A 19,977-nucleotide genomic window follows, 5' to 3' on the forward strand; every position below is an offset into this window, starting at 1 on the left:
CGTACGGGACCCTGGACCCCGGCGGCGTCCGGCGACGGGGCCACCCGGCCCACCCGGCGGGCCGCGGTCGGGCGGAACCCGCCGACGGCCTTCCGCGGGACCGGGGAGGCGGGCGAAGGCGGCCCGCTTCCGTTCCCGGGCGCGGGGACGGCACAGCACAGGATCGACATCCGGGAGGGAACAGTGACGAGGCCGGCGGTGCCGGAGGAGTTCCTGGAGGGGTACGGCGGGATTCTCGCCGATGTCTGCGCCACCGGCCGCCGGCTGACCCGGGACGAGCTGGAGGCCCTCCGGGCGCAGGGGGAGCGGGCCGCGGAGGCGGGCCTGGGACTGCGCGCCCTGGTCCGGCGGCACCTGTCCGCGGCCCGCGACCTCTCCCCCGCCCTGGCGTCCGCGGGGGTGGACCGCGTGCTCGCCGCCGTCGAGCAGGCGATCGACGCCTTCGCCGAAGGCCACGAACGCGCCCAGCGACTGGCGGTGCGCCAGGAGGAGGCGGCGCGCAGGGAGTTCATCGACGACCTGCTATACGGCCGCAGCAACCTGGGCCGGCTCGCCGAACGCGCCGAACGCTTCGGCCTGCTCCTCTCCCGCGCCCACGCGGTCGCCGTCGCCCAGGGCGACACGCCGGTCGACGACGCCCACCCGGCCACCCGCCAGGTGGACAGCGCGCTCGTCGCCCGCTTCGGCGAACGCCACATCCTGCTCACCACCAAGGACGGCCGGCTGATCTGCATCGCCCCCGGCGACCAGGACGACGTGCTCGCGTTCTTCGCCAAGCAGGCACACGCGGCCACCGACGGCGGCCAGGTCGCCATCGGACGCCCCCACCCCGGCGCCGGCGGCGTCGTCCACTCCTACGAGGAAGCCCTCAACGCCCTCGAACTGGCGGACCGCCTGCGCCTCGACGAACCGGTGCTGCGCGCCGCCGACCTGCTCGTCTACCCCGTCCTCACCCGTGACCGCCAGGCCATGGCCGACCTCGTGCACACCGCCCTGGGCCCCCTGCGGCAGGCCCGCGGCGGCGCCCAGCCCCTCCTCGACACCCTCACCGCCTACTTCGACACCGGCTGCGTGGCAGCCGAGGCGGCCCGCCGCCTGCGCCTGAGCGTGCGCGCCCTGACCTACCGCCTGGACCGCATCCACAAACTCACCGGCGCCAACCCGGCCGACCCCGTCCACCGCTACACCCTGCAGACCGCCGTCATCGGCGCCCGGCTGCTCGGCTGGCCCGGCGACCAGGCCTGACGGGCGCCGCCGGAGCCGCCGGGCCCCCACGGCCCGCGGGCGAGGTCCGGCGCGGCGCCGGGCGATGCCGGTCCGGCCGGCCCGCGAGCAGGTGCGAAAGCCCGGGCGAGGCGGCCCTCAGCCTCCCGCGCCGCCGTCCCCGGCCGGTCCGCCGCCCACCGTGAACCCGATCGCCGTGCCGCCGCCGTCCCGCCGGTAGGCGAACGGCGCCCCCCGGTGCGCGAGGGCCACCTCCCGCACGATGGACAGGCCCAGCCCGGAGCCGGGCAGGGAGCGGGCGTCGGCGGCGCGGTAGAAGCGGTCGAAGACGCGGGTCAGGTCGCAGTCGGCGATGCCGGGGCCGCGGTCGAGGACCTCGACGCGGACCGTGCCCGGCCGGGCGGGACCGGCGACGACGATCTCGACGGGCGCGGTGCCGTCGCGGTCGAACTTCACCGCGTTCTCCACGAGGTTGGACACCGCCCGTGTCAGCATGCCCGGCCGGCCGTCCGCCGTGGTGTCGCCGCTCGCCCGGACCGTGATCTCCCGGCCGCTGCGGCGCCGGGCGAGGCCCGCGACGTCCCGGGCGATCTCGGCGAGGTCGACCCGGCGCGGCGGCTCGCTGTCGGACTGGCCGGCCGCCAGGTCGACCAGCTCGTTGACCAGGTCGGTCAGCTCGCGCGCCTCCTGCCCGAGGTCCGCGACCAGTTCCTCCCGCGCGGCGGGCGGCAGTTCGTCGATGCGGCGCAGCAGGGAGATGTTCGTACGGAGCGAGGTCAGCGGGGTGCGCAGTTCGTGTCCGGCGTCCTGGACCAGGCGGCGCTGGTCCTCCTCGGACTGGGCGAGGCGGCCCAGCATGCGGTCGAAGGCGCGGCCCAGGCGGCCCACCTCGTCGTAGCCGGTGACCGGCACCTGGATGCCGAGCCGGCGGGTGCGGGCGACGTCCTCGGCGGCCGCGGTGAGCAGGACCAGGCGGCGGGTGATGCGGCGGGCCAGCCACCAGCCGAACAGGCCCGCCCCGACCACGACCGCGGCCATCAGCAGCAGCGTGCGCCGCTGCAGCGCCCGCAGCAGGTCCTCGGTGTCGCTGAACTCCTGCGCGACCTGCACCGCGCCCCGGCCGCCGCCGAGGGAGACGGTCGCGACGCGGTAGACGTCGTCGCCGACGTCGACGTCGGCGTGCTCGGCCAGCCGCCCGGCCGTCGCGGCGGCCGCGATCCGCCGGTCGGCGTCGACGACCGGGAGCCCGGGGTTGCCCGGGTCGGAGACGCTGCCGTCCGGGCCGAGCACCTGCACGTCCGTGCGGGCCGGGCGGACCACGTCGTGGCCGGGCGCGGAGGAGAGGAAGTCGGCGGGCATCATCCGCCGCTGCCGGACCTCGTCCCGCAGGTCCTGGACGACCTGGTCGAAGACGGACTCCTGGTCCACCCGGACCAGCCGGGCGGCGGCGTTGTAGGAGAGGACGCCGACCAGGAGCGTCACACCGGCGGCGACGGCCGCGAAGGACACCGCGAAGGTGGTGCGCAGCGAGACCAGCCGGGGGCGCCGCCCGGTCAGCCGCCGCCACAGCCGGCCCACTCAGTTCTCCCGCAGCACGTAACCCACGCCGCGCACCGTGTGGATCAGCTGCGGCGCGCCGGGCGCGTCGAGCTTGCGGCGCAGGTAGCCGACGTAGACGGCGAGGTTCTTGGAACCGGGGCCGAAGTCGTAGCCCCAGATGCGGTCGTAGATCGTGGAGTGGTCCAGGACGATGCCCGCGTTGCGGACCAGCAGCTCCAGCAGCTCGAACTCGGTGCGGGTCAGCTCCAGTTCCCGCCCGCCCCGCCAGGCGCGCCGGGCCTGCGGGTCCATGCGGATGCCGGCGGCCTCGACGAACCGCTCGGGGGCGGGGGGCTGCTTCGGTACGTCCGCCGGGGCGGCGCCCGCGGGCACCGGGCTGGTACGGCGCAGCAGGGCGCGCAGCCGGGCGAAGACCTCCTCGACGTCGAAGGGCTTGACGACGTAGTCGTCGGCGCCCGCGTCCAGGCCGGCGATCCGGTCGGCGGTCTCCACCAGCGCCGTCAGCATCAGGATGGGCGTGCGGTCGCCCTCGGCGCGCAGCGCCCGGCAGACCTGGAGGCCGTCAATGCCGGGCATCATCACGTCCAGCACGAGGACGTCGGGCCGGCCGCGGTGGGCGTGCGCCAGCGCCTCGACGCCGTCGGCGACCGCCGTGACCTGGTAGCCCTCCAGGGTCAGGGCGCGCTGAAGGGCGTGCCGGATGGCGCGGTCGTCTTCGGCGAGGAGAACTGTCTGGGGCACAGGGCCAGTGTGCCAAGCCGGCCCGGCCGGGCGGTTCGCCGGCCGCCCTTCTTACCGGCCTTTCACCGGCCGCCGCCGGTCGCCGCTCCCCCGGCCGCCGTCCGGCCGCCGCGCCCCCGGCCTTCGTCCGGCCGCAGTTCTCCCGGATGCCGCCCGGCCGTCCCGCCCCGCCGCGGTTGCCGCCCGTTCCGTCCGGGGCCCGTCGGGCCGGGCCCCGGGCCCGGTCCTCAGCCCGTGGCCCGCAGCGCCGCGAGCTGCTGCTCGAACGGCACCACCCGGAACGCGCCGGCCTCCTCGGCCGCCGGCTCCTCCGCCCCGTCGGCCTGCCCGGCCGGCGCCTCCCGCCCGGTGCCGGTCCGCTCGGCGGGGCGCCCGGCCGACAGCCCGGTCATCAGCGCGGCCAGTTCCCCGGCCGCCCGCTCGATCCGGCCGTCGAGCCCTTCGGCGCCCCAGTCCTCGGCGGCGGCGTACACGCCGGTCGGGACGACGACGGCCTTGAGGTGGGCGAAGAGCGGCCGCAGCGCGTGGTCCAGGACCAGGGAGTGCCGGGCGGTGCCGCCGGTCGCGGCGATCAGCACCGGCTTGCCGGCGAGGGCGTCGGGGTCGCCGCCGCTCAGCGCGTCGAAGAACGACTTGAACAGCCCGCTGTAGGACGCCGAGAACACCGGCGTGACGACGACCAGCCCGTCGGCCGCCGTCAGCGCGTCGAACGCGGCGGACAGCGCCGCGCCCGGGAACCCGCTGGTGAAGTTGTGCGCGATCGCCACGGCCAGGTCGCGCAGCTCGATCACCCGCACGTCCGCCGGGGTCCGTCCGGCGGTGGCGGCGGCCAGCCGGTCGCCGAGCAGCCGGGTGGAGGACGGGACGCCCAGTCCCGCCGAGACGACGACGAGTTTCATGCGACGGTCTCCTTCCGGGTGCCGGCCAGCAGCGAGGCGTGGGTCGGCGCGTCCGGCACGTTCGCCGGCCGCCCCTTGGCGAACTCCTCGCGCAGCACCGGCACGACCTCCTCGCCGAGCAGGTCGATCTGCTCCAGGACGGTCTTCAGCGGCAGCCCGGCGTGGTCCATCAGGAACAGCTGGCGCTGGTAGTCGCCGGCGTACTCGCGGAAGGACAGGGTCTTCTCGATCACCTGCTGCGGAGAGCCGACCGTCAGCGGCGTCTGCTCCATGAACTCCTCCAGCGACGGGCCGTGGCCGTAGACCGGGGCGACGTCGAAGTACGGGCGGAACTCGCGCACCGCGTCCTGGGAGTTCTTCCGCATGAACACCTGGCCGCCGAGGCCGACGATCGCCTGCTCGGGGGTGCCGTGCCCGTAGTGGGCGTAGCGGGTGCGGTACAGCTCGACCATCCGCTTGGTGTGGTCGGCGGGCCAGAAGATGTTGTTGTGGAAGAAGCCGTCGCCGTAGTAGGCGGCCTGCTCGGCGATCTGCGGGGAGCGGATGGAGCCGTGCCAGACGAACGGCGGGACGCCGTCCAGCGGCCGCGGGGTGGAGGTGAAGCCCTGCAGCGGGCTGCGGAAGCGGCCCTCCCAGTCGACGACGTCCTCGCGCCACAGCCGGTGCAGCAGGGCGTAGTTCTCGATGGCGAGGTTGATGCCCTCGCGGATGTCCTGGCCGAACCACGGGTAGACCGGGCCGGTGTTGCCGCGGCCCATCATCAGGTCCACCCGGCCGTCGGCCAGGTGCTGGAGCATCGCGAAGTCCTCGGCGATCTTCACCGGGTCGTTGGTGGTGATCAGCGTGGTCGACGTGGAGAGGATCAGCCGCTCCGTGCGCGCCGCGATGTAGCCGAGCATCGTGGTCGGCGAGGACGGCACGAACGGCGGGTTGTGGTGCTCACCGGTCGCGAAGACGTCGAGGCCGACCTCCTCGGCCTTCAGCGCGATGGCGACCATGGCCTTGATCCGCTCGCGCTCGGTCGGCGTCCGGCCCGTGGTCGGGTCCGGTGTGACATCGCCGACGCTGAAGATCCCGAACTGCATGGTCGCTCACCCTCCAGGTTGTTGACCGTTCAACTATACCGCTGAACGGTTCCCCCTCCACCCTTATTCCGGCGGGCCCGGGCGCGCCGGCGGCCCGGGCTCGCGTCCCGCGCGTCCCGCGCGACCCGCGCGGGACGCGGGTCGCGCCGGACCCCGCCGTCCGCCGGGGCGGTCCGGCGGCCGCGACCGCGCCGTCCCGGCGCCCCCCGCCCCTCCGGCGCGCCGTCCGTCCGGCCCCCGCCGCATCCCCCACGTCCCGGATACGCCACACATCCCGGATACACCACACGTCCCCCGCATGCCACGCGGCGCGGCCCCCGGACGCCCGGCACCGGGCGGTGCGGGGCGCGCCGGGCCGCCGTGCGAAGCTGCCCCCATGGTCGTCCTCCGCTCCGCCGCCCTGTTCGTCCTCGCCGCCCTGTTCGAGATCGGCGGGGCCTGGCTGGTCTGGCAGGGGGTGCGGGAGCACCGCGGCTGGCTGTGGGCGGCGGGCGGCGTCCTCGCCCTCGGCGCGTACGGATTCGTCGCCACCTTCCAGCCCGACGCCCACTTCGGCCGCGTCCTGGCCGCGTACGGCGGGATCTTCGTCGCCGGGTCGATCCTGTGGGGCGTGCTCGCGGACGGCTACCGCCCGGACCGGTGGGACGTGGCGGGCGCGCTGGTCTGCCTCGCGGGCATGGCCGTCATCATGTACGCGCCGCGAGGCGGCTGAGGCGCGCGCCGGGCGTTCCGCTCCGACGGCGGCGAGGACCGCCCCGCGGCCCCGGCCTCCCGCCGGGAGGGACCGCACCGGCCCGCGGACCGCCCGCCCACGTCGCCTACGCTGGACGCCGACCGGTCCCGCCCGCCAGTCCGAGGAGCAGCCCATGGCCACCGCCGCCCCGTCCGCCGCCTCCCGCATCGCCGTCGTCACCGGTGCGAGCAGCGGGATCGGCGCCGCCACGGCCCGGCAGCTCGCCGCGGCCGGCTACCGCGTCGTCCTCACCGCGCGCCGCAAGGACCGCATCGAGGCGCTGGCGGAGGAGATCGTCGCGGCCGGCGGCCGGGCCACGGCGTACGCCCTCGACGTCACCGACCGTGCGGCGGTCGACGAGTTCGCGACGGCGTTCAGGACGATCGGCGTCCTCGTCAACAACGCGGGCGGCGCGCTGGGCGCCGACCCGGTCGCGACCGGCGACCCGGCCGACTGGCGCCGGATGTACGAGACGAACGTCATCGGCACCCTCAACCTCACCCAGGCCCTGCTGCCCAAGCTGGTCGCGAGCGGCGACGGCACGGTGGTCGTCGTCTCCTCCACCGCCGGCCACGCCACGTACGAGGGCGGCGCGGGCTACGTCGCCGCCAAGCACGGCGCCCACGTCCTGGCCGAGACGCTGCGCCTGGAGATCGTCGGCCAGCCGGTCCGCGTCATCGAGATCGCGCCCGGCATGGTCAAGACGGAGGAGTTCGCCCTGACCCGCTTCGGCGGCGACCGGGAGAAGGCCGCCAAGGTGTACGAGGGCGTCGCCGAGCCCCTGACCGCGGACGACGTCGCCGACACGATCACCTGGGCGGTCACCCGCCCCAGCCACGTCAACGTCGACCTCCTCGTGGTCCGCCCGCGCGCCCAGGCGTCGAACACCAAGGTCCACCGGGAACCGTGACGCCGGACGAGCCCGCGCGCGAACAGCGGCGCCCGGCCCAGGAGCGGAGGGGCGAGCGCCTGTGTGGTGGTACCTCGGGTACTTCCTGTTCGGCATCCGCCCGGTGGCGTTCGTGACGATCCACGCGGTGTCCCACGCGCGGTAGGCGGTCCGCGCGGGCCTCAGCCCTTCACGCACACGACCTGCTTCAGCTTCGCCACCACCTCCACCAGGTCCCGCTGCTGGTCGATGACCTGCTCGATCGGCTTGTACGCGCCCGGGATCTCGTCCACGACACCGGAGTCCTTGCGGCATTCCACGCCCCGCGTCTGCTCCTCCAGGTCCTTCGTGGTGAAGCGGCGCTTGGCCGCGTTGCGGCTCATGCGCCGGCCGGCGCCGTGCGAGGCCGAGTTGAAGGACCGGTCGTTGCCGAGGCCCCGCACGATGTACGACCCCGTGCCCATCGAGCCGGGGATGATCCCGTACTCCCCGGCGCCCGCGCGGATCGCGCCCTTGCGGGTCACCAGCAGGCCCATGCCCTCGTACCGCTCCTGCGCCACGTAGTTGTGGTGGCAGGAGATCTCCGGCTCGAAGGTGGGCCCGGCCTTCTTGAACTCCTTGCGGATCACGTCCTTCAGGAGCGCCATCATGATCGAGCGGTTGTACTTCGCGTACTCCTGCGCCCAGAACAGGTCGTTGCGGTACGCCGCCATCTGCGGGGTGTCCGCGACGAAGACGGCGAGGTCGCGGTCGACCAGGCCCTGGTTGTGCGGGAGCTTCTGGGCGACGCCGATGTGGTGCTCGGCCAGTTCCTTGCCGATGTTGCGGGAGCCGGAGTGGAGCATCAGCCAGACCGAACCGGTCGTGTCCGTGCACACCTCGACGAAGTGATTGCCGCTTCCGAGCGTGCCCATCTGCTTCTGGGCCCGCTCCTGACGGAACCTGACCGACTCGGCGACCCCGCCGAACCGTCCCCAGAAGTCGTCCCACCCGGCCGTGGCGAACCCGTGCAGCCGCCCCGGGTCCACGGGGTCGTCATGCATCCCCCGCCCCACCGGGATCACCTGCTCGATCCGCGACCGCAGCCGCGACAGGTCCCCCGGCAGGTCGCCGGCCGTGAGGGACGTCCGCACCGCCGACATCCCGCACCCGATGTCCACCCCCACCGCGGCGGGGCACACCGCCCCCTGCATCGCGATGACGGAGCCGACCGTCGCACCCTTGCCGTAGTGGACGTCGGGCATGACGGCGAGCCCCTTGATCCACGGCAGGGTCGCGACGTTCCGCAGCTGCTGCAGCGCCACGTCCTCGACCGACGCCGGGTCGGTCCACATGCGGATCGGCACCTTGGCACCCGGCAGCTCTACGTACGGCATTTCACCCTCATTCCCCCGGAAGACAAACAGAAGTGTCGAACGGCAAAACCGGCGCCAAGGTCGACGAAAGGGATGACGGACCGGCGTCCACGGCAGCGCGTGCGATACACATTGTCCCCAGGGGGCACCCCCGCGCGGCAAGCGAATAACCAGCGGGGACACTGGAGGACCGGCCACACGGCCACCGTCGAGAGGAGCCTGACCGTGCAGCGGAAGGCGTACGTACCCGGCGTCGCCGCCCTCCTCGCGGCGCTGCTGGCCGGCTGCACCGGCGGCTCCGCGGAGGGCGGCGCGACCGACGAGACCAACCCGGGCGACGCCGGCACGGCGACGGCGGCGGCCGAGCCCGGCCGGTACCGCACCCTCCCGGAACCCTGCGGCGCGGTCGGCCGGGAGACCCTCGACGCCCTGCTGCCCGGCATCCGGCAGATCACCGACGAGGAGCAGCGCGAGCGGGCGTACCAGGGCGAGGCGACGCTCACGTACGACTCCGACCGCAAGGTCGGCTGCCGCTGGAAGGTGGGCTCCGCCGAGGCCACCGACCACCTGCTCGTCGACTTCGAGCGGGTGGTGTCGTACGACTCCGCCGTGAGCGACGACAGCCAGGCCGAGCGGCTCTTCGCGACCAGGCGGGCAGCGGCCGACCTCCCCGAGCCGGCCGTCACCGACTCGCCCGCCGGCTCCCCGTCCGCCTCCGGCACCACGCCCTCCTCCTCGGCCCCGGAGTCGGCCGAGTCCTCGGCGAGCCCGACCGCGAGCCCGTCCGCGAGCACCACTCCGGCCGACCTCCAGCCCCGCGTGCTCGACGGGCTCGGCGACGAGGCCTTCCTCGACGACGAGCTGAGCAGCCCCGGTTCGACCGCCGAACAGCGCACGGTGACTGTGGCGTTCCGCACGTCCAACGTCATCGTGACCATCGAGTACGCGGAGCAGCCGATGACGGTCGGAGTGGTCCCGGACAGCAAGGAAATGCAGGACAGGGCACGGAATCTGGCCTCTCGACTGGCCGACTCGCTGGCGGATTGACGGCCCCGCGCGCCCGCGCGCACACCACGCGAGGCAGAACCGCACGGGTTCTTCACGGCGTACCGTGACCCCTCGGACCCGTTCCGACCGCAGGAACCACGAGTGTCATGAGTGAAGGAACCATGCAGCGACGAGCACAGCGAGACCTGGGGGCACCTCCCATGCCGTTGAGGCGGCGGGGGAGTGCCCAGCGAGCGAAGCGCCTTCACCGCGTCCTTGCCCACGCGGCCGCCGTCCCCGTGATGCTGGTCGCCGTCGGCTGCTCCTCCGACTCCGGATCCGGCTCCGGTGACGGCGGCGGTGGCGGCAAGGCCCCGAGCGCCACCGCGTCGGCCTCCGCCAGCCCGTCGCCGACCGTGCGGCCGGCGGCGTACGCCGAGCTGCCGGAGCCGTGTGACGTGCTGTCGAAGAAGACGCTGGGCGAACTGGTGCCGGAGGGCGCCAAGTCGGGCAAGGAGGGCCAGTCCGACGACACGTCGACGCGCGGCAGCTGCTCCTGGAGCAGCCTGGAGAACAACGGCGTGAAGGGCTCTCAGTTCCGCTGGCTGAACGTGTCGCTGCTGCGCTTCGAGTCCGACATCACGCGCGGCGAGGGCGACCGGCAGGCGCAGGAGTTCTACCAGAAGCAGGTCCAGGACGCCCAGTCGGTGTCGGGCGCGAAGAACACCAAGTCGGAGCCGGTCCCCGGGGCGGGCGACGAGGCGACCCTCGTGCGGTACGACCTGAAGAAGAAGGAGGGCGCCTTCAAGCAGCAGACGGTCGTGGCACGCGTCGAGAACGTCGTCCTCACCCTCGACTACAACGGTGCGGGCCTGGCCGGCGACAAGACGCCGGACGCCGACGACCTGGCGAAGGCCGCGCGGAAGGCCGTCGAGGAGGCGGTGGCCGCGGTCGCGTCCGCGAACGGCGACGGCGGCGACAGCGGCACGGCGGGCGACTCCCCGTCCGCGTCGAAGAGCGCGTCCCCGTCCGCGTCGGAGAGCGCCTCGCCCTCCCGGTCCGCGGCGCAGAAGAGCTGACCGAGCCGGGGAAAGGACCACCCCACCGAACCGGCCGCCCGTACGTCGCACACATGTGCCCCCTGGTGCGCGCGACAACGCGCACGGGGAGGGGAGTACGGGTGGCCGCGCCACTGCGGCTGACACGGATGCACCGGGTTCTCATCGGCGTGGTCGTCGCCGGTGCCGTCGTCATCGCCGGTATCGGCTTCGCCGGTTCGTACGCCGCCGTCCGCGAACGGGCGTTGAAGAAGGGCTTCGAAGACTTCAGCTACGCCTTCCCGGTCGGCATCGACGCGGGCATCCGCGTCCTGCCGGCCCTGGACCTGCTCCCGACCGAGATCCGCATCCCCCTTTCCCCTGCTGCGCCGGACGGCCTGGCTGCCGACGGCCGCGCCCAGCAACGCCGGTGGACGCTTCGAAGGACATGCTCGCCGGCTTGAGTCGGCTCTCCGCGTCCGGCATCGCGAGTAGGCCGCCCTCGAACTCACCTGACGAGCTCGGACACAAGGTCACTTTTCGAAGACCCTGGTCGCCCACCGGGGCGATGAGCCTCGTGCCGCTGCCGCCGGCTGACGCGGTCGGCCCTGTGCCGTTGCAGTGGAGCGCCGCAGCCCGACCGCCATGACGATCGGCGACGTATGCCTGCAGCGCCACGAGGGCCGGGAAGCGGAGTCGCTGCTGGAGGAGTTTGTGCGACGCGTACACCGATGTGTACGGGGTGGAGCCGAGTGAGGCGGAGACGGCCGCATTCCGTCGCCGGGCGCAGAAGCAGTTCACGCGTCCCGGTCTGCGCTGGTGAGGGCGTGGTCCGAGGACTGGCTGCGTTGCCACGGGGTGAGGGCGGTGCGGGGACCGGCGATGCGCTGGGTGATGCGCGGGGAGCGGTTGACGTCTGGGATCCGGGCGATGTCACCGACGACGGCACCGGCCTCGGCGATGTCGCCCTGCTGGAGGTGTGTCTGGTCCTGTAGCGCGCGGGTGCGGGCATGGTTGCGCACGCTGGTCGGGTCGATCATCGGCAGTGGGTGCGGGCGGCGGCCGGTGCCTTCTCGGGGGTGCCGGGGACGAGCGCGCGCTCAGGGTCGGCGCCCCGGTGGAAGGAGCCGTCGTGGAAGTGGGGCCCGCCCGCGGGTCCGCGTGGGCCGGGCACGGTTCCGGATTCACCGGCCGTGACCGGCCCCGCGCTCACGTCAGGTCGCGCATGCGGCGCAGCGGGCTGGCCCACAGCGCCGCCGGGGCGAGGAAGGCCAGGGCGCAGATCAGCCACAGCCCGCCCCGGTTGCCCAGGAGGCTGGCCGAGGCGCCGGCGGTCAGCGCGCCGAACGGCACCGCGCCCCACGACACGAACCGGACGGTCGCCATCACCCTGGGCAGCAGTTCGGGCGGGGTCACCGTCTGCCGGTGGGTGCGGGTGAGGATGCTCAGCACCACCACACCGCAGCCGAAACCGATGTTGCCCAGCCCGAACACGAGGTAGCCCCAGCCGCTGCCGGCCAGCGGCATCAGCAGCGCGGCCGTGGCGCCGAGGAGCGAGGTGCACAGGATCGCCCGGGCGCCGCCGAACCGCCGCACCAGCCGGGGGGTGAGCGCGGCGCCGACAAGGCTGCCGACCCCCTCGGTGGCGATCAGGACACCGACCAGGCCGGCGGGCGCGTCGAGGGTGCGTACCAGGAAGACCGGCAGCAGTGCCATGAAGGCGCCGCAGATGAAGTTGGTCAGGGTGGCGGCGGCCACGCAGGGCCGGATCACCGGGTGCTGGACGACGAACCGCCAGCCCTCCCTGATCAGCTGGAGCGTGGACGCGCGGCCCGCCTCGGCCTTGGTCCGCTCGGGCCGCGGCAGGCTGCGCAGCAGCACTGCGGAGATCACATAGCTGACGGCGTCGAGGACCAGGCTGAACGCCGCGCCGCAGAACTGGACCAGCACACCGCCGAGCGAGGGGCCGCCCAGCTGGGTCGCCGAAGCGGAGGCGGAGGTCAGGCTGTTGCGCGCGGTCAGCTCCTCCTTGCTGACGATCGACGGCAGGAAGGAGGAGTTGCCCACGTCGAAGACGACCGTCGCCAGGCCGAGGACGAGCGCCACCACCACCAGGTGCGCCAGGTGCAGCACGTCCAGGGCGGCGGCCACCGGCACCGACAGCACCGCCGCCGCCCGGATCAGGTCCATGGCCACCTGGGTGCCCCGCAGCGGCAGCCGCTGCACGATCACCCCGGCGGGCAGGCCGATCGCGATCCAGGCGGCGTACTGGGCGGCCGTCAGGAGACTGACCTCGAAGCTGGAGGCGCCCAGGACGCCCACCGCCATCAGCGGCAGGGCGACCGTGGTCACCGCGTCACCGACACCGCTGACGGTGGAGCCGGTCCAGTACCGCCAGAACGCCGAGGCGCTGCGGCGCCGGTCGATGCCCGCGGGTTCCGACGGGGCGGTGTTCTGGTCCGCGGTCATCGGATCTCGACCTCCATGGAGAGGTCCTTGCAGCACTGCACCACCGCGTCGACCCAGCGGCGCGGGTCCTCCGGGTCGAAGGACCGCATGGTCTCCAGCGCCCAGTAGTCCTCGAAGGACAGCTCCTTGGGCCGTGTCTCGCGGAAGCGGCGCGCCCGCCACTTCGGGGTGCGGGAACCGAAGTTGCCCTGGCTCTCCAGCAGCGCGTCGACGGTGTGCCCGAGCGCCTTGCGGGCGGACAGCACCGCGCTGTCCAGGTCCCCGGCGGCCAGCTGCCCCACGGCGTCCTCGATCGAGGAGTCGGCCTCGGCCAGCGAGCGGGTGGTCACGAAGGCGCGGAACGCCGACTCGTCGACCAGCCGCTTGCACTCCTCCACCCAGGCGGAGCCGCTCAGCGTGAGGCAGGTGCTCAGCCGCTCCAGGAACAGCTCCTCGGCGTCGACCAGCGCCTTGGCGGTGGAGTTGCCCTCCTCGAACTGCTCCCAGGTGACCTTGTCGATCATCTGGCGGACCTGGCTGTCGAGCCAGTACTTGATCTCCCAGCGGCGGCCGTTCACGTACAGGACGACGGCGGGGACCACCCCGGGGTCCAGTGGTACGGGGATGGTGCGGGCGCTCTCACCGGTCCAGGCGGTACGGGAGATGACGTTGAAGTCGTAGTCGCTGCCCTCGTTGGCCCAGCCGCGGGCCACCGAGCCGACACAGCAGACCGCGAGGCAGTCGTCCGGTATGAGCCCGCGGCGCTCCATCTCCTCCAGGCAGCCGGTCAGACTCGTACTCATGATCTACCCCTCCCGGATCGAACCTGGCCTCAGCGTTCAACAGAACCCCTGGGGCGTCAACCGCCACATGAGACAGCCGAGTTGCCGCATTTGACGGACCGTTGGCCGGGGCGGAGCGAGCCTCCTCGCGCCCGGTGCGAGGTGGCCGCGCACAGCCGCAGGGGAAGCGGCGGGACGGGCCCGCCGCTCCCGGCCACCACCGGCCACCAGGGTTTTCACCGCCAGACCGAGAACGGGGTGTCGGTTTCCCCGGGGGCGAAGGAGCCGTGGTCGTAGCGGTATCCGGGGTCGGTGAGGAACCTCTCCCCCTCGGCCACGAGGACCACGCCACCGACGCGGGCGCGGGCCGGAGAGCCCGGCGGGAAGACGGAGTCGGCGTCCAGCACCCGGACGTCCGAGGGCAGCGACTTCTGCAGTACGGCGGCCAGTTCGGCCCGGTCGGTACCCGGCGCGGCGTGGAGCCAGCGCATCCGGCCGGCGCCGCCCATCCGGAACCCGTACCGCTGTCCCAGCTGGTCCAGGAGACCGGCCAGCGCCTCGTCGTGCACGGTGGGCACCAGGCCGTGGTCGGCGTGGGCCACCACCAGGGCGCCCCGTGCCACCAGCGCACGGGCGTACCCGTCGAGGGCGGTGAGGACCTCGGTGGTGTGCCGGTCGTAGCCGTGGCGGTGCACGTGCTGGTCCACCTCGACATAGCACCAGATGAGACAGGGCTCCTGCGCGCCGTACCGTTCGAGGGCCGACTCGACCGCCGTGCGGACGCGGTCGAAGACCTCGGCGGCGGGGCGATACCGGTAGACGCCGCCCTCGGTGTAGAAGCAGTGCCCGGCGACCGGTTCGGCGCCCTTGAGGAGGGCGTCGCGCCAGGCCGACCCGTAGTGCTCCATGTCACCGAGGAGGGCGAGCGGCCGGCGGCCCAGGCGGGCGGCGTCGCCGAAGACGGTGTCGGCGTCCGGGGCGAGCCCGGGACCGCGGTAGCTCAGGAAGTCGACCAGTCCGGGGCCGCCGGACGGGTCGGCGAAGACGACGCCCGGCACCCCGTGCGCCGCCGTGTCGAGCCCGGTGAGCGCGCTCAGCCAGCACGCCGACGAGGTGGTGGGCGTGACCGACCGCATCAGCCGGGTCTCCGCGGCGGGCCAGCAGCGCCGCGCGGTGGCCAGGTCGACGCCGTCGAGCGCGAACACGACGGTGTGCGGCGGCCGTTCGCCGACGGTGCCGGCGGCGGCCATCAGCCGCGCCAGCTCCCCGCGGAAGTCCGTGACGGACAGCGGGGAGGCGGGGACGGGGTCCCCGGGGCGCTCCGGGGCGGAGCCCCCGGCGGGGTGCTCGGGGAAGCGGGCCTGCGGGGACCCGGGGACGCTCTGCACCTGACTCGTACCACCCTTCCTCGGCCGGAACCCGGTGCCGGGCCCCGGTGCGCGTGCGTGCCGCGTCCGCCCCGGGCCGGTCCCCGGCGGACACTTCTGCGCCGGCCCGCCGCGGGCCGGCCTCGGCGGGTCCTGGTGCGCTCGCGCGCCGTGTCCGCCGCGGCCGGTCCCGGCAGTCGCAGGCCCGCGGCCGGCCGTCACCGACGTGCGGCGCACCGCGAGGGGTCCGGCCCAGCGGTGCGCCGCGCGCACACCGGAACCCCGCCGGGCCCGGACCGCGACCGGCCCTGACCGGCGGGGCGGGGACCGGGACAGGTCCCGGCACGTCGGAGGGCGCCTTCAGGGCCTCGTCGGCTGGGTCCGAGGGCGCCCCCGCGCGAGCGCGGTAGGGCGTTCGCGCCGCGTCCGCTCGTTGTGCGCGCCGTGCGTGAGAGCGCTCCCATCGGCGCGGCGGCGGGCGACGGCGGACGGTGGGCCGGGCGTCACCGGGCCCGGCGCAGTTCCTGATCGGTGACCTGCTGCTCCGCCGGGCCGTGGTCCGGGCCGAACAGGCGGACGGTGAAGTCGCCCTGTTCATGGAGGCGGATGCCGGGCTTCAGCCCGCCGCCCGGCCGTCCGGCGGCTCGGGACGGTGCCGCGCCGGCGGGCGCGGGCGCGGGGGCGGTGGTCATCGTCCGGTTCAGCCGTTCCTCGGCCAGTGCGGCCACGGTGTCGGCCCACTGCTGCAGATGTCCGGGCATCTGCTGCCTCCGGGCGGTGTCGCGCAGCCGGTCCCAGAGGCCGGCCCCGCTCCACTGGGTGAAACGGCGGTGGGTGTTCTGCCAGGAGACGGCGAACGTCTTCGGCAGCGCCCGCCAGGGCACGCCGCTGACCAGTACGTACACGATCGCGGCGAACATCGCCTCGTCGTCGGCGCGCTGGGTGCCGCCGCCCTGCGGGCGTACCGCGGGACGGGGCAGGTGACGGCGGGCCAGCGGCCACAGCACCATGGGTGCCAGCCACCCGAACCGGCCGGCGCCGGGAATCGTCGGCGCCTGCGCCTGCCGCGACGGTCCCGCCGTGTTCGCACGGCGCAGGGGGGAGACGGTCTGCGGGCGCTGGGTCACTTGGCCTCCATCGCAGTTGCAAGAGCACGGAATATGAGCGCGGCCGACGCCGCGCCCGGGTCCTGGTGGCCCACGCTGCGCAGGCCCAGGTAGGAGGCCCGGCCGCGGCGAGCCTGCATGGACTCGGTGGCCCGTACGCCCTCCTCGGCCGCCTCGGCGGCGGCGCGCGCGGAGGCCTTCGGCCCGGCCCCGCTGCGCACGGCACGTCCGAACGCCTCGGTCGCCACCTCGTACACGTCGTACATCGTCTTGTCGCCGGGCTGGGCGGCTCCCATCCGCTGGATGCTGTCCCGTGCGGCGATCAGCCCGTCGGCGAGCGCCCTGCCGTCGTCGTCCGCCTCCCCGGCCGCCTCGAGGGCCTTGCCGAGGGCCCGGAAGGAACTGCCGAACAGCGGCCCCGAGGCGCCGCCGACGGTGGAGACCAGGGTGGTGCCCGCCGAGACCAGCAGTTGCCCGGCCGTCACGTCCCCGGCGGGGGGCTCCGCCAGGGTGGCCGCCACGGCGGAGAACCCGCGCTGCATGTTGACCCCGTGGTCGCCGTCGCCGATGGCCAGATCCAGCTGCGTCAGTCTGTCCTTCTCCCGCTCCACGAGCAGGGCGGCGTTGAGTAACCACGCCCGCGTCAGCTCGGAGTCCAACGGTCCTCCCAAGGTTCCAGTACCGGCATGGGTCAACCCGTCAGCAGCCCCACCGCAGGGCCGGGGTGCTCACCGGGGTCTTCCAGAGGCCGAGCATCTGCTCGTCCGCCCTGCAGACGGTGAGCGAGACGCCGGCCATGTCGAGTGCGGTCACATAGTTGCCGACGAGGGTGTGCGCGATGGTCAGGCCGGCCTTCCGCAGCACTGCGTACACCTCGTTGAGTACGACGTAGAGCTCCAGCAGCGGAGTCGCGCCGAGTCCGTTGACCATCACGATGGTCCGGTCGTCGCCGCCCGCCGGCAGTTGGTCCAGGAGGACCGCCAGGGCGTCCGCGACGATCTCGGCCACGGGGCGCAGGGGCTCCGTGCGCAGCCCCGGTTCACCGTGGATACCCACCCCGAATTCCATCTGGTCGTCCGCCAGTTCGAAGCCGGGGTGGCCGACGGCCGGCACGGTGCAGGGGGCGAGGGCCACGGCGATGCTGCGGGAGGCGGCGTTGACCCGCTCGCCCGCCTCGGCGATCGCCGGGAGGTCGGCGCCCTGCTCGGCGAGGGCGCCGCAGATACGTTCCACGAAGACGGTGGCGCCGGTGCCGCGGCGCCCCGTGCTGCGGCCCTGCGCGCCGGCCGGGATGCCGGTCGCCGCGTCGTCGTCGACCACCACGGTGCGCACCGTCAGGCCGAGGTCCTCGGCGAGTTCGGCGGCCATGGCGAAGTTGAGGGTGTCTCCGGTGTAGTTCTTGACGATCTGGAGGATCCCGCGTCCGGAGTCGGCGGCGCGCAGGGCGGCGAGGATGCGGTCGGGCGTCGGGGAGGTGAAGACCTCGCCGACGACCGCGGCGTCGAGCATCCCCCGGCCGACGAAGCCGCCGTGCAGCGGCTCGTGGCCGGCGCCGCCGCCGGAGACGAGTCCCACCTTGCCGGGGACCGGCCCGCCCGCCCGGCTGATCACCCGGGTCTCCGGGTCGACCCGGAGATCGGGGTGGGCCAGTGCCATGCCGGCCAGCGAGTCCGCCAGCACGGACTCGGCGGAGTTCATCAGCTTCTTCATCGCAGGCCCCCCTCACCTCAGCCGACCGACCGCATCGAACGGCCGATCCGCCGATGCGTGTTCGGATCTGGTGAACACTATTCCCGGCGAACCCCGCTTAAACATGAACGGTGTTCCCCATTGCTGAACGTTTGCCGGAAAATTACGGGGCGGATTTCTGTCATGTCAAGGACGTGACGAGCTGTGGACCGGGATCCTCCGGAAAGTCATCTCATGCACATGACACTGGCCGATATCAGTTGTCCGATACCTGGCCACCGGGTAACGTTCGGTCAGATCACCGCGAGGTCACGGCCAGGCTACGCGAAGGGCCCGGCGGACGGCCGTCCCGGTGACGGCAGTGAAGGGGGAACACTGTGGTGAGGTGCGGCACGAAGCGCGCCACCGGCCCGGCACACCGGCGGCACCGGTGCGGACCGGCGCTCGCGAGCGGCTGCGTCAGAAGGCCGGAAGCCGTCCGCCGGCACGGAAACCGCCCAGCTCACGGGAGAGATTGCGGGCCGTCTCACGGGTCGCGATCGCGTGCGCCTGGCGGTGTTCCTCGTCCAGGAGACGCTCCACCGGACCGACGAGCCCGATCGCCCCGGCCACCGCGGAGCTGCGCTCGAAGATAGGGGCCGCGATCCCCGCGTCTCCCAGGGTCAGCTCCTGCGACTCCACCGCGTAGCCGATGTCCCTGACCTGCTCCAGCTGGGCCCGGAGGACCTCCGGATCGGTGACGGTGCGTCCGGTCAGGGCGACCAGCGTGCCGCTCAGCAGCTTCTCCTGCTGCGCCTCGGGGGCGAAGGCCACGACGGCCTTGCCGAGGGCGGTCGCGTTCCACGGCAGCGTGGCACCGGTCTCCAGCGCCTGAACCATTCCCTCCGGCCGGAAGGCGTGGTGGACCACCATCACCTGGTCGCCCACGAGCACTCCGACCCACACGGCCTCCCCGGTCTTGGCGGCCAGCGCATTGGCCCAGGTCATGGAGCGGGTGCGCAGCTCATGGGTGTCCAGGTAGGCGTTGCCGAGGGTGACGAGGGCAGGCCCGAGCTGGTACTTGCCCGACTCGGCGTCCTGCACCACCAGCCCCTCGGCCTCCAGGGTCCGCAGCAGCGCGTGGACCGTCGGCTTGGAGACGCCGATGCGGTCGGCCAGCTCTGTCACGCCCAGTCGGGGAGCGGCGCCCGTGAGTTCACGCAGGACATGCACCGCACGTCGGACCGACTGGACCATCTCTCTTCCCCTGTTCGTTATTGCTGAACTCTGTTCTGAGAATTAATGTACCCGTTCATGGAACCGTCCGTTGGCATCGTACTGGTGTCACACAGCGCAGAACTCGCCGCCGGAGTGGGGGAGCTGATCGGGCAGATCGGCTCGGAGGACGTGCCGGTCGCCATGGCCGGAGGAACCGACGACGGCTCGCTCGGCACGAGCTACCGCCGGGTGCGGGAGGCCCTCACGGCCGCGGACCGCGGCGGCGGCGTCGTCGTGCTGCCCGACCTGGGCAGCTCGGTACTGATGACCCGCACCGTGCTCCAGGACCACCCGCACCTCGACGCCGTCATCGCCGACGCGCCCTTCGTGGAGGGCGCCGTCGCCGCCATGGTCGCCGCCGCCGGCGGCGCCGATCTCGCCACCGTGCTCAAGAGCGCAGAGGAGGCCCGCAATGCACACAAGTTCTGACCCCGCACCGGCCGGGCCCGGCCATCGGGTACGTGTCCTGCTCCCCGCCGACCTGCACGCGCGACCCGCGGGACGGCTGGCCTCCACGGCCGGCCGGTTCGAGGGCGTCACCGCCCGGGTCGAACACCGGGGGCGTACGACCGGCGCCACCAGCGTGCTCGCCCTCATGGCGCTCGGCGCCCGGGCGGGTGATCCGGTGGACCTGATCGTGGAGGGCCCCGGCGCCGAGGAGGCGGCCACCGCGCTGGCGCAGATCCTCGCCGAGGCGGAGTGACCGTGACGGCGCGACGGGGGCCGCGGCGCACGGTGCGCCGGGAGCCGCGGATGCGTCGACGGGGCCGCGGCGGTGCGGTGTCCGGGCCCAGGCGGCGGCACGGGGCCCCGCCGGG

At 73.9% G+C, this 19,977-nt stretch carries 20 protein-coding genes and 1 pseudogene; 8 read left to right on the forward strand and 13 right to left on the reverse strand.

Features of this window, described 5'->3' with window-relative positions:
- The first annotated feature begins 183 nt into the window (after window positions 1–183).
- Entirely contained in the window at window positions 184–1,245 is a 1,062-nt protein-coding gene (locus tag ABD363_RS02535; RefSeq protein ID WP_344599671.1) for a PucR family transcriptional regulator, read from the forward strand.
- A 117-nt stretch (window positions 1,246–1,362) separates the two neighbouring features.
- On the opposite strand, the gene ABD363_RS02540 is transcribed toward ABD363_RS02535, so the two are convergent.
- The 4 genes from ABD363_RS02540 to ABD363_RS02555 all read right to left on the reverse strand — a co-directional run bounded on the left by ABD363_RS02540 (window position 1,363) and on the right by ABD363_RS02555 (window position 5,509).
- Window positions 1,363–2,802, reverse strand: a complete 1,440-nt coding sequence (locus ABD363_RS02540) for a HAMP domain-containing sensor histidine kinase (RefSeq protein WP_344599672.1) — start codon at window positions 2,800–2,802, stop codon at window positions 1,363–1,365.
- Window positions 2,803–3,525, reverse strand: a complete 723-nt coding sequence (locus ABD363_RS02545; RefSeq protein ID WP_344599673.1) for a response regulator transcription factor — start codon at window positions 3,523–3,525, stop codon at window positions 2,803–2,805.
- A gap of 227 nt (window positions 3,526–3,752) precedes the next feature.
- Window positions 3,753–4,424 (reverse strand): CE1759 family FMN reductase, encoded by a 672-nt coding sequence (locus ABD363_RS02550; protein WP_344599674.1) that lies wholly within the window; start codon window positions 4,422–4,424, stop codon window positions 3,753–3,755.
- Window positions 4,421–5,509, reverse strand: coding sequence for an LLM class flavin-dependent oxidoreductase (locus tag ABD363_RS02555; RefSeq protein ID WP_344599675.1), 1,089 nt, complete (start codon window positions 5,507–5,509; stop codon window positions 4,421–4,423). Before ABD363_RS02555 ends, ABD363_RS02550 begins: the two co-directional genes overlap by 4 nt.
- A 376-nt stretch (window positions 5,510–5,885) precedes the next feature.
- On the opposite strand from ABD363_RS02555, the gene ABD363_RS02560 reads away from it, so the two are divergent.
- Together ABD363_RS02560 and ABD363_RS02565 are read left to right on the forward strand one after the other, a co-directional pair.
- Window positions 5,886–6,221, forward strand: a complete 336-nt coding sequence (locus ABD363_RS02560; RefSeq protein ID WP_344599676.1) for a YnfA family protein — start codon at window positions 5,886–5,888, stop codon at window positions 6,219–6,221.
- Between the two features lie 154 nt (window positions 6,222–6,375).
- Window positions 6,376–7,152: an SDR family NAD(P)-dependent oxidoreductase gene (locus tag ABD363_RS02565; protein ID WP_344599677.1), complete on the forward strand. Its 777-nt coding sequence runs from the start codon at window positions 6,376–6,378 to the stop codon at window positions 7,150–7,152.
- A gap of 161 nt (window positions 7,153–7,313) precedes the next feature.
- Here the strand turns inward: ABD363_RS02565 and ABD363_RS02570 are convergent, their stop codons facing one another.
- Window positions 7,314–8,507 carry an RtcB family protein gene (locus tag ABD363_RS02570; protein WP_344599678.1) on the reverse strand — a complete coding sequence of 398 codons (1,194 nt, stop codon included), beginning with the start codon at window positions 8,505–8,507 and terminating at the stop codon, window positions 7,314–7,316.
- A gap of 204 nt (window positions 8,508–8,711) precedes the next feature.
- On the opposite strand from ABD363_RS02570, the gene ABD363_RS02575 reads away from it, so the two are divergent.
- The 3 genes and pseudogenes from ABD363_RS02575 to ABD363_RS02585 all read left to right on the forward strand — a co-directional run.
- Window positions 8,712–9,533 carry a DUF3558 domain-containing protein gene (locus ABD363_RS02575; protein ID WP_344599679.1) on the forward strand — a complete coding sequence of 274 codons (822 nt, stop codon included), beginning with the start codon at window positions 8,712–8,714 and terminating at the stop codon, window positions 9,531–9,533.
- Window positions 9,534–9,640: 107 nt separating this feature from the next.
- Window positions 9,641–10,552: a DUF3558 family protein gene (locus tag ABD363_RS02580; protein WP_344599680.1), complete on the forward strand. Its 912-nt coding sequence runs from the start codon at window positions 9,641–9,643 to the stop codon at window positions 10,550–10,552.
- Window positions 10,553–10,653: 101 nt separating this feature from the next.
- A pseudogene (locus tag ABD363_RS02585) lies at window positions 10,654–10,927 on the forward strand (DUF2637 domain-containing protein); the annotation flags it as partial.
- Window positions 10,928–11,307: 380 nt separating this feature from the next.
- On the opposite strand, the gene ABD363_RS02590 reads toward ABD363_RS02585, so the two are convergent.
- The 8 genes from ABD363_RS02590 to ABD363_RS02625 form a co-directional block, all read right to left on the reverse strand.
- Window positions 11,308–11,550, reverse strand: coding sequence for a hypothetical protein (locus ABD363_RS02590; RefSeq protein WP_344599681.1), 243 nt, complete (start codon window positions 11,548–11,550; stop codon window positions 11,308–11,310).
- A gap of 169 nt (window positions 11,551–11,719) precedes the next feature.
- On the reverse strand, window positions 11,720–12,979 hold the full coding sequence (locus ABD363_RS02595; protein ID WP_344599682.1) for an MFS transporter: 1,260 nt from the start codon (window positions 12,977–12,979) through the stop codon (window positions 11,720–11,722).
- Window positions 12,976–13,761 carry a nucleotidyltransferase domain-containing protein gene (locus ABD363_RS02600; RefSeq protein WP_344599683.1) on the reverse strand — a complete coding sequence of 262 codons (786 nt, stop codon included), beginning with the start codon at window positions 13,759–13,761 and terminating at the stop codon, window positions 12,976–12,978. The genes ABD363_RS02595 and ABD363_RS02600 overlap by 4 nt, the downstream gene beginning before the upstream one ends.
- A gap of 215 nt (window positions 13,762–13,976) precedes the next feature.
- A complete protein-coding gene (locus ABD363_RS02605; protein ID WP_344599684.1) occupies window positions 13,977–15,128 on the reverse strand; it encodes an alkaline phosphatase family protein in 1,152 nt (383 codons plus the stop codon).
- Between the two features lie 482 nt (window positions 15,129–15,610).
- A complete protein-coding gene (locus ABD363_RS02610) occupies window positions 15,611–16,234 on the reverse strand; it encodes a transposase (protein WP_344599685.1) in 624 nt (207 codons plus the stop codon).
- The gene (gene dhaL / locus ABD363_RS02615; RefSeq protein WP_344599686.1) at window positions 16,231–16,872 is read right to left on the reverse strand and encodes a dihydroxyacetone kinase subunit DhaL; all 642 of its coding nucleotides are present in this window, start codon (window positions 16,870–16,872) and stop codon (window positions 16,231–16,233) included. The genes ABD363_RS02610 and dhaL overlap by 4 nt, the downstream gene beginning before the upstream one ends.
- A gap of 40 nt (window positions 16,873–16,912) precedes the next feature.
- Window positions 16,913–17,923: a dihydroxyacetone kinase subunit DhaK gene (gene dhaK / locus ABD363_RS02620; protein ID WP_344599687.1), complete on the reverse strand. Its 1,011-nt coding sequence runs from the start codon at window positions 17,921–17,923 to the stop codon at window positions 16,913–16,915.
- 438 nt (window positions 17,924–18,361) lie between these two features.
- Window positions 18,362–19,138 carry an IclR family transcriptional regulator gene (locus ABD363_RS02625; RefSeq protein WP_344599688.1) on the reverse strand — a complete coding sequence of 259 codons (777 nt, stop codon included), beginning with the start codon at window positions 19,136–19,138 and terminating at the stop codon, window positions 18,362–18,364.
- A 57-nt stretch (window positions 19,139–19,195) separates the two neighbouring features.
- Between ABD363_RS02625 and dhaM the strand changes: the two genes are divergently transcribed.
- Entirely contained in the window at window positions 19,196–19,588 is a 393-nt protein-coding gene (gene dhaM, locus ABD363_RS02630; protein WP_344599689.1) for a dihydroxyacetone kinase phosphoryl donor subunit DhaM, read from the forward strand.
- Entirely contained in the window at window positions 19,572–19,862 is a 291-nt protein-coding gene (locus tag ABD363_RS02635) for an HPr family phosphocarrier protein (protein WP_344599690.1), read from the forward strand. The genes dhaM and ABD363_RS02635 overlap by 17 nt, the downstream gene beginning before the upstream one ends.
- The last annotated feature ends 115 nt before the right edge of the window (window positions 19,863–19,977 follow it).

Origin of the sequence: Streptomyces glaucus, assembly GCF_039533365.1 — a bacterium.
Taxonomy (GTDB): domain Bacteria; phylum Actinomycetota; class Actinomycetes; order Streptomycetales; family Streptomycetaceae; genus Streptomyces; species Streptomyces glaucus.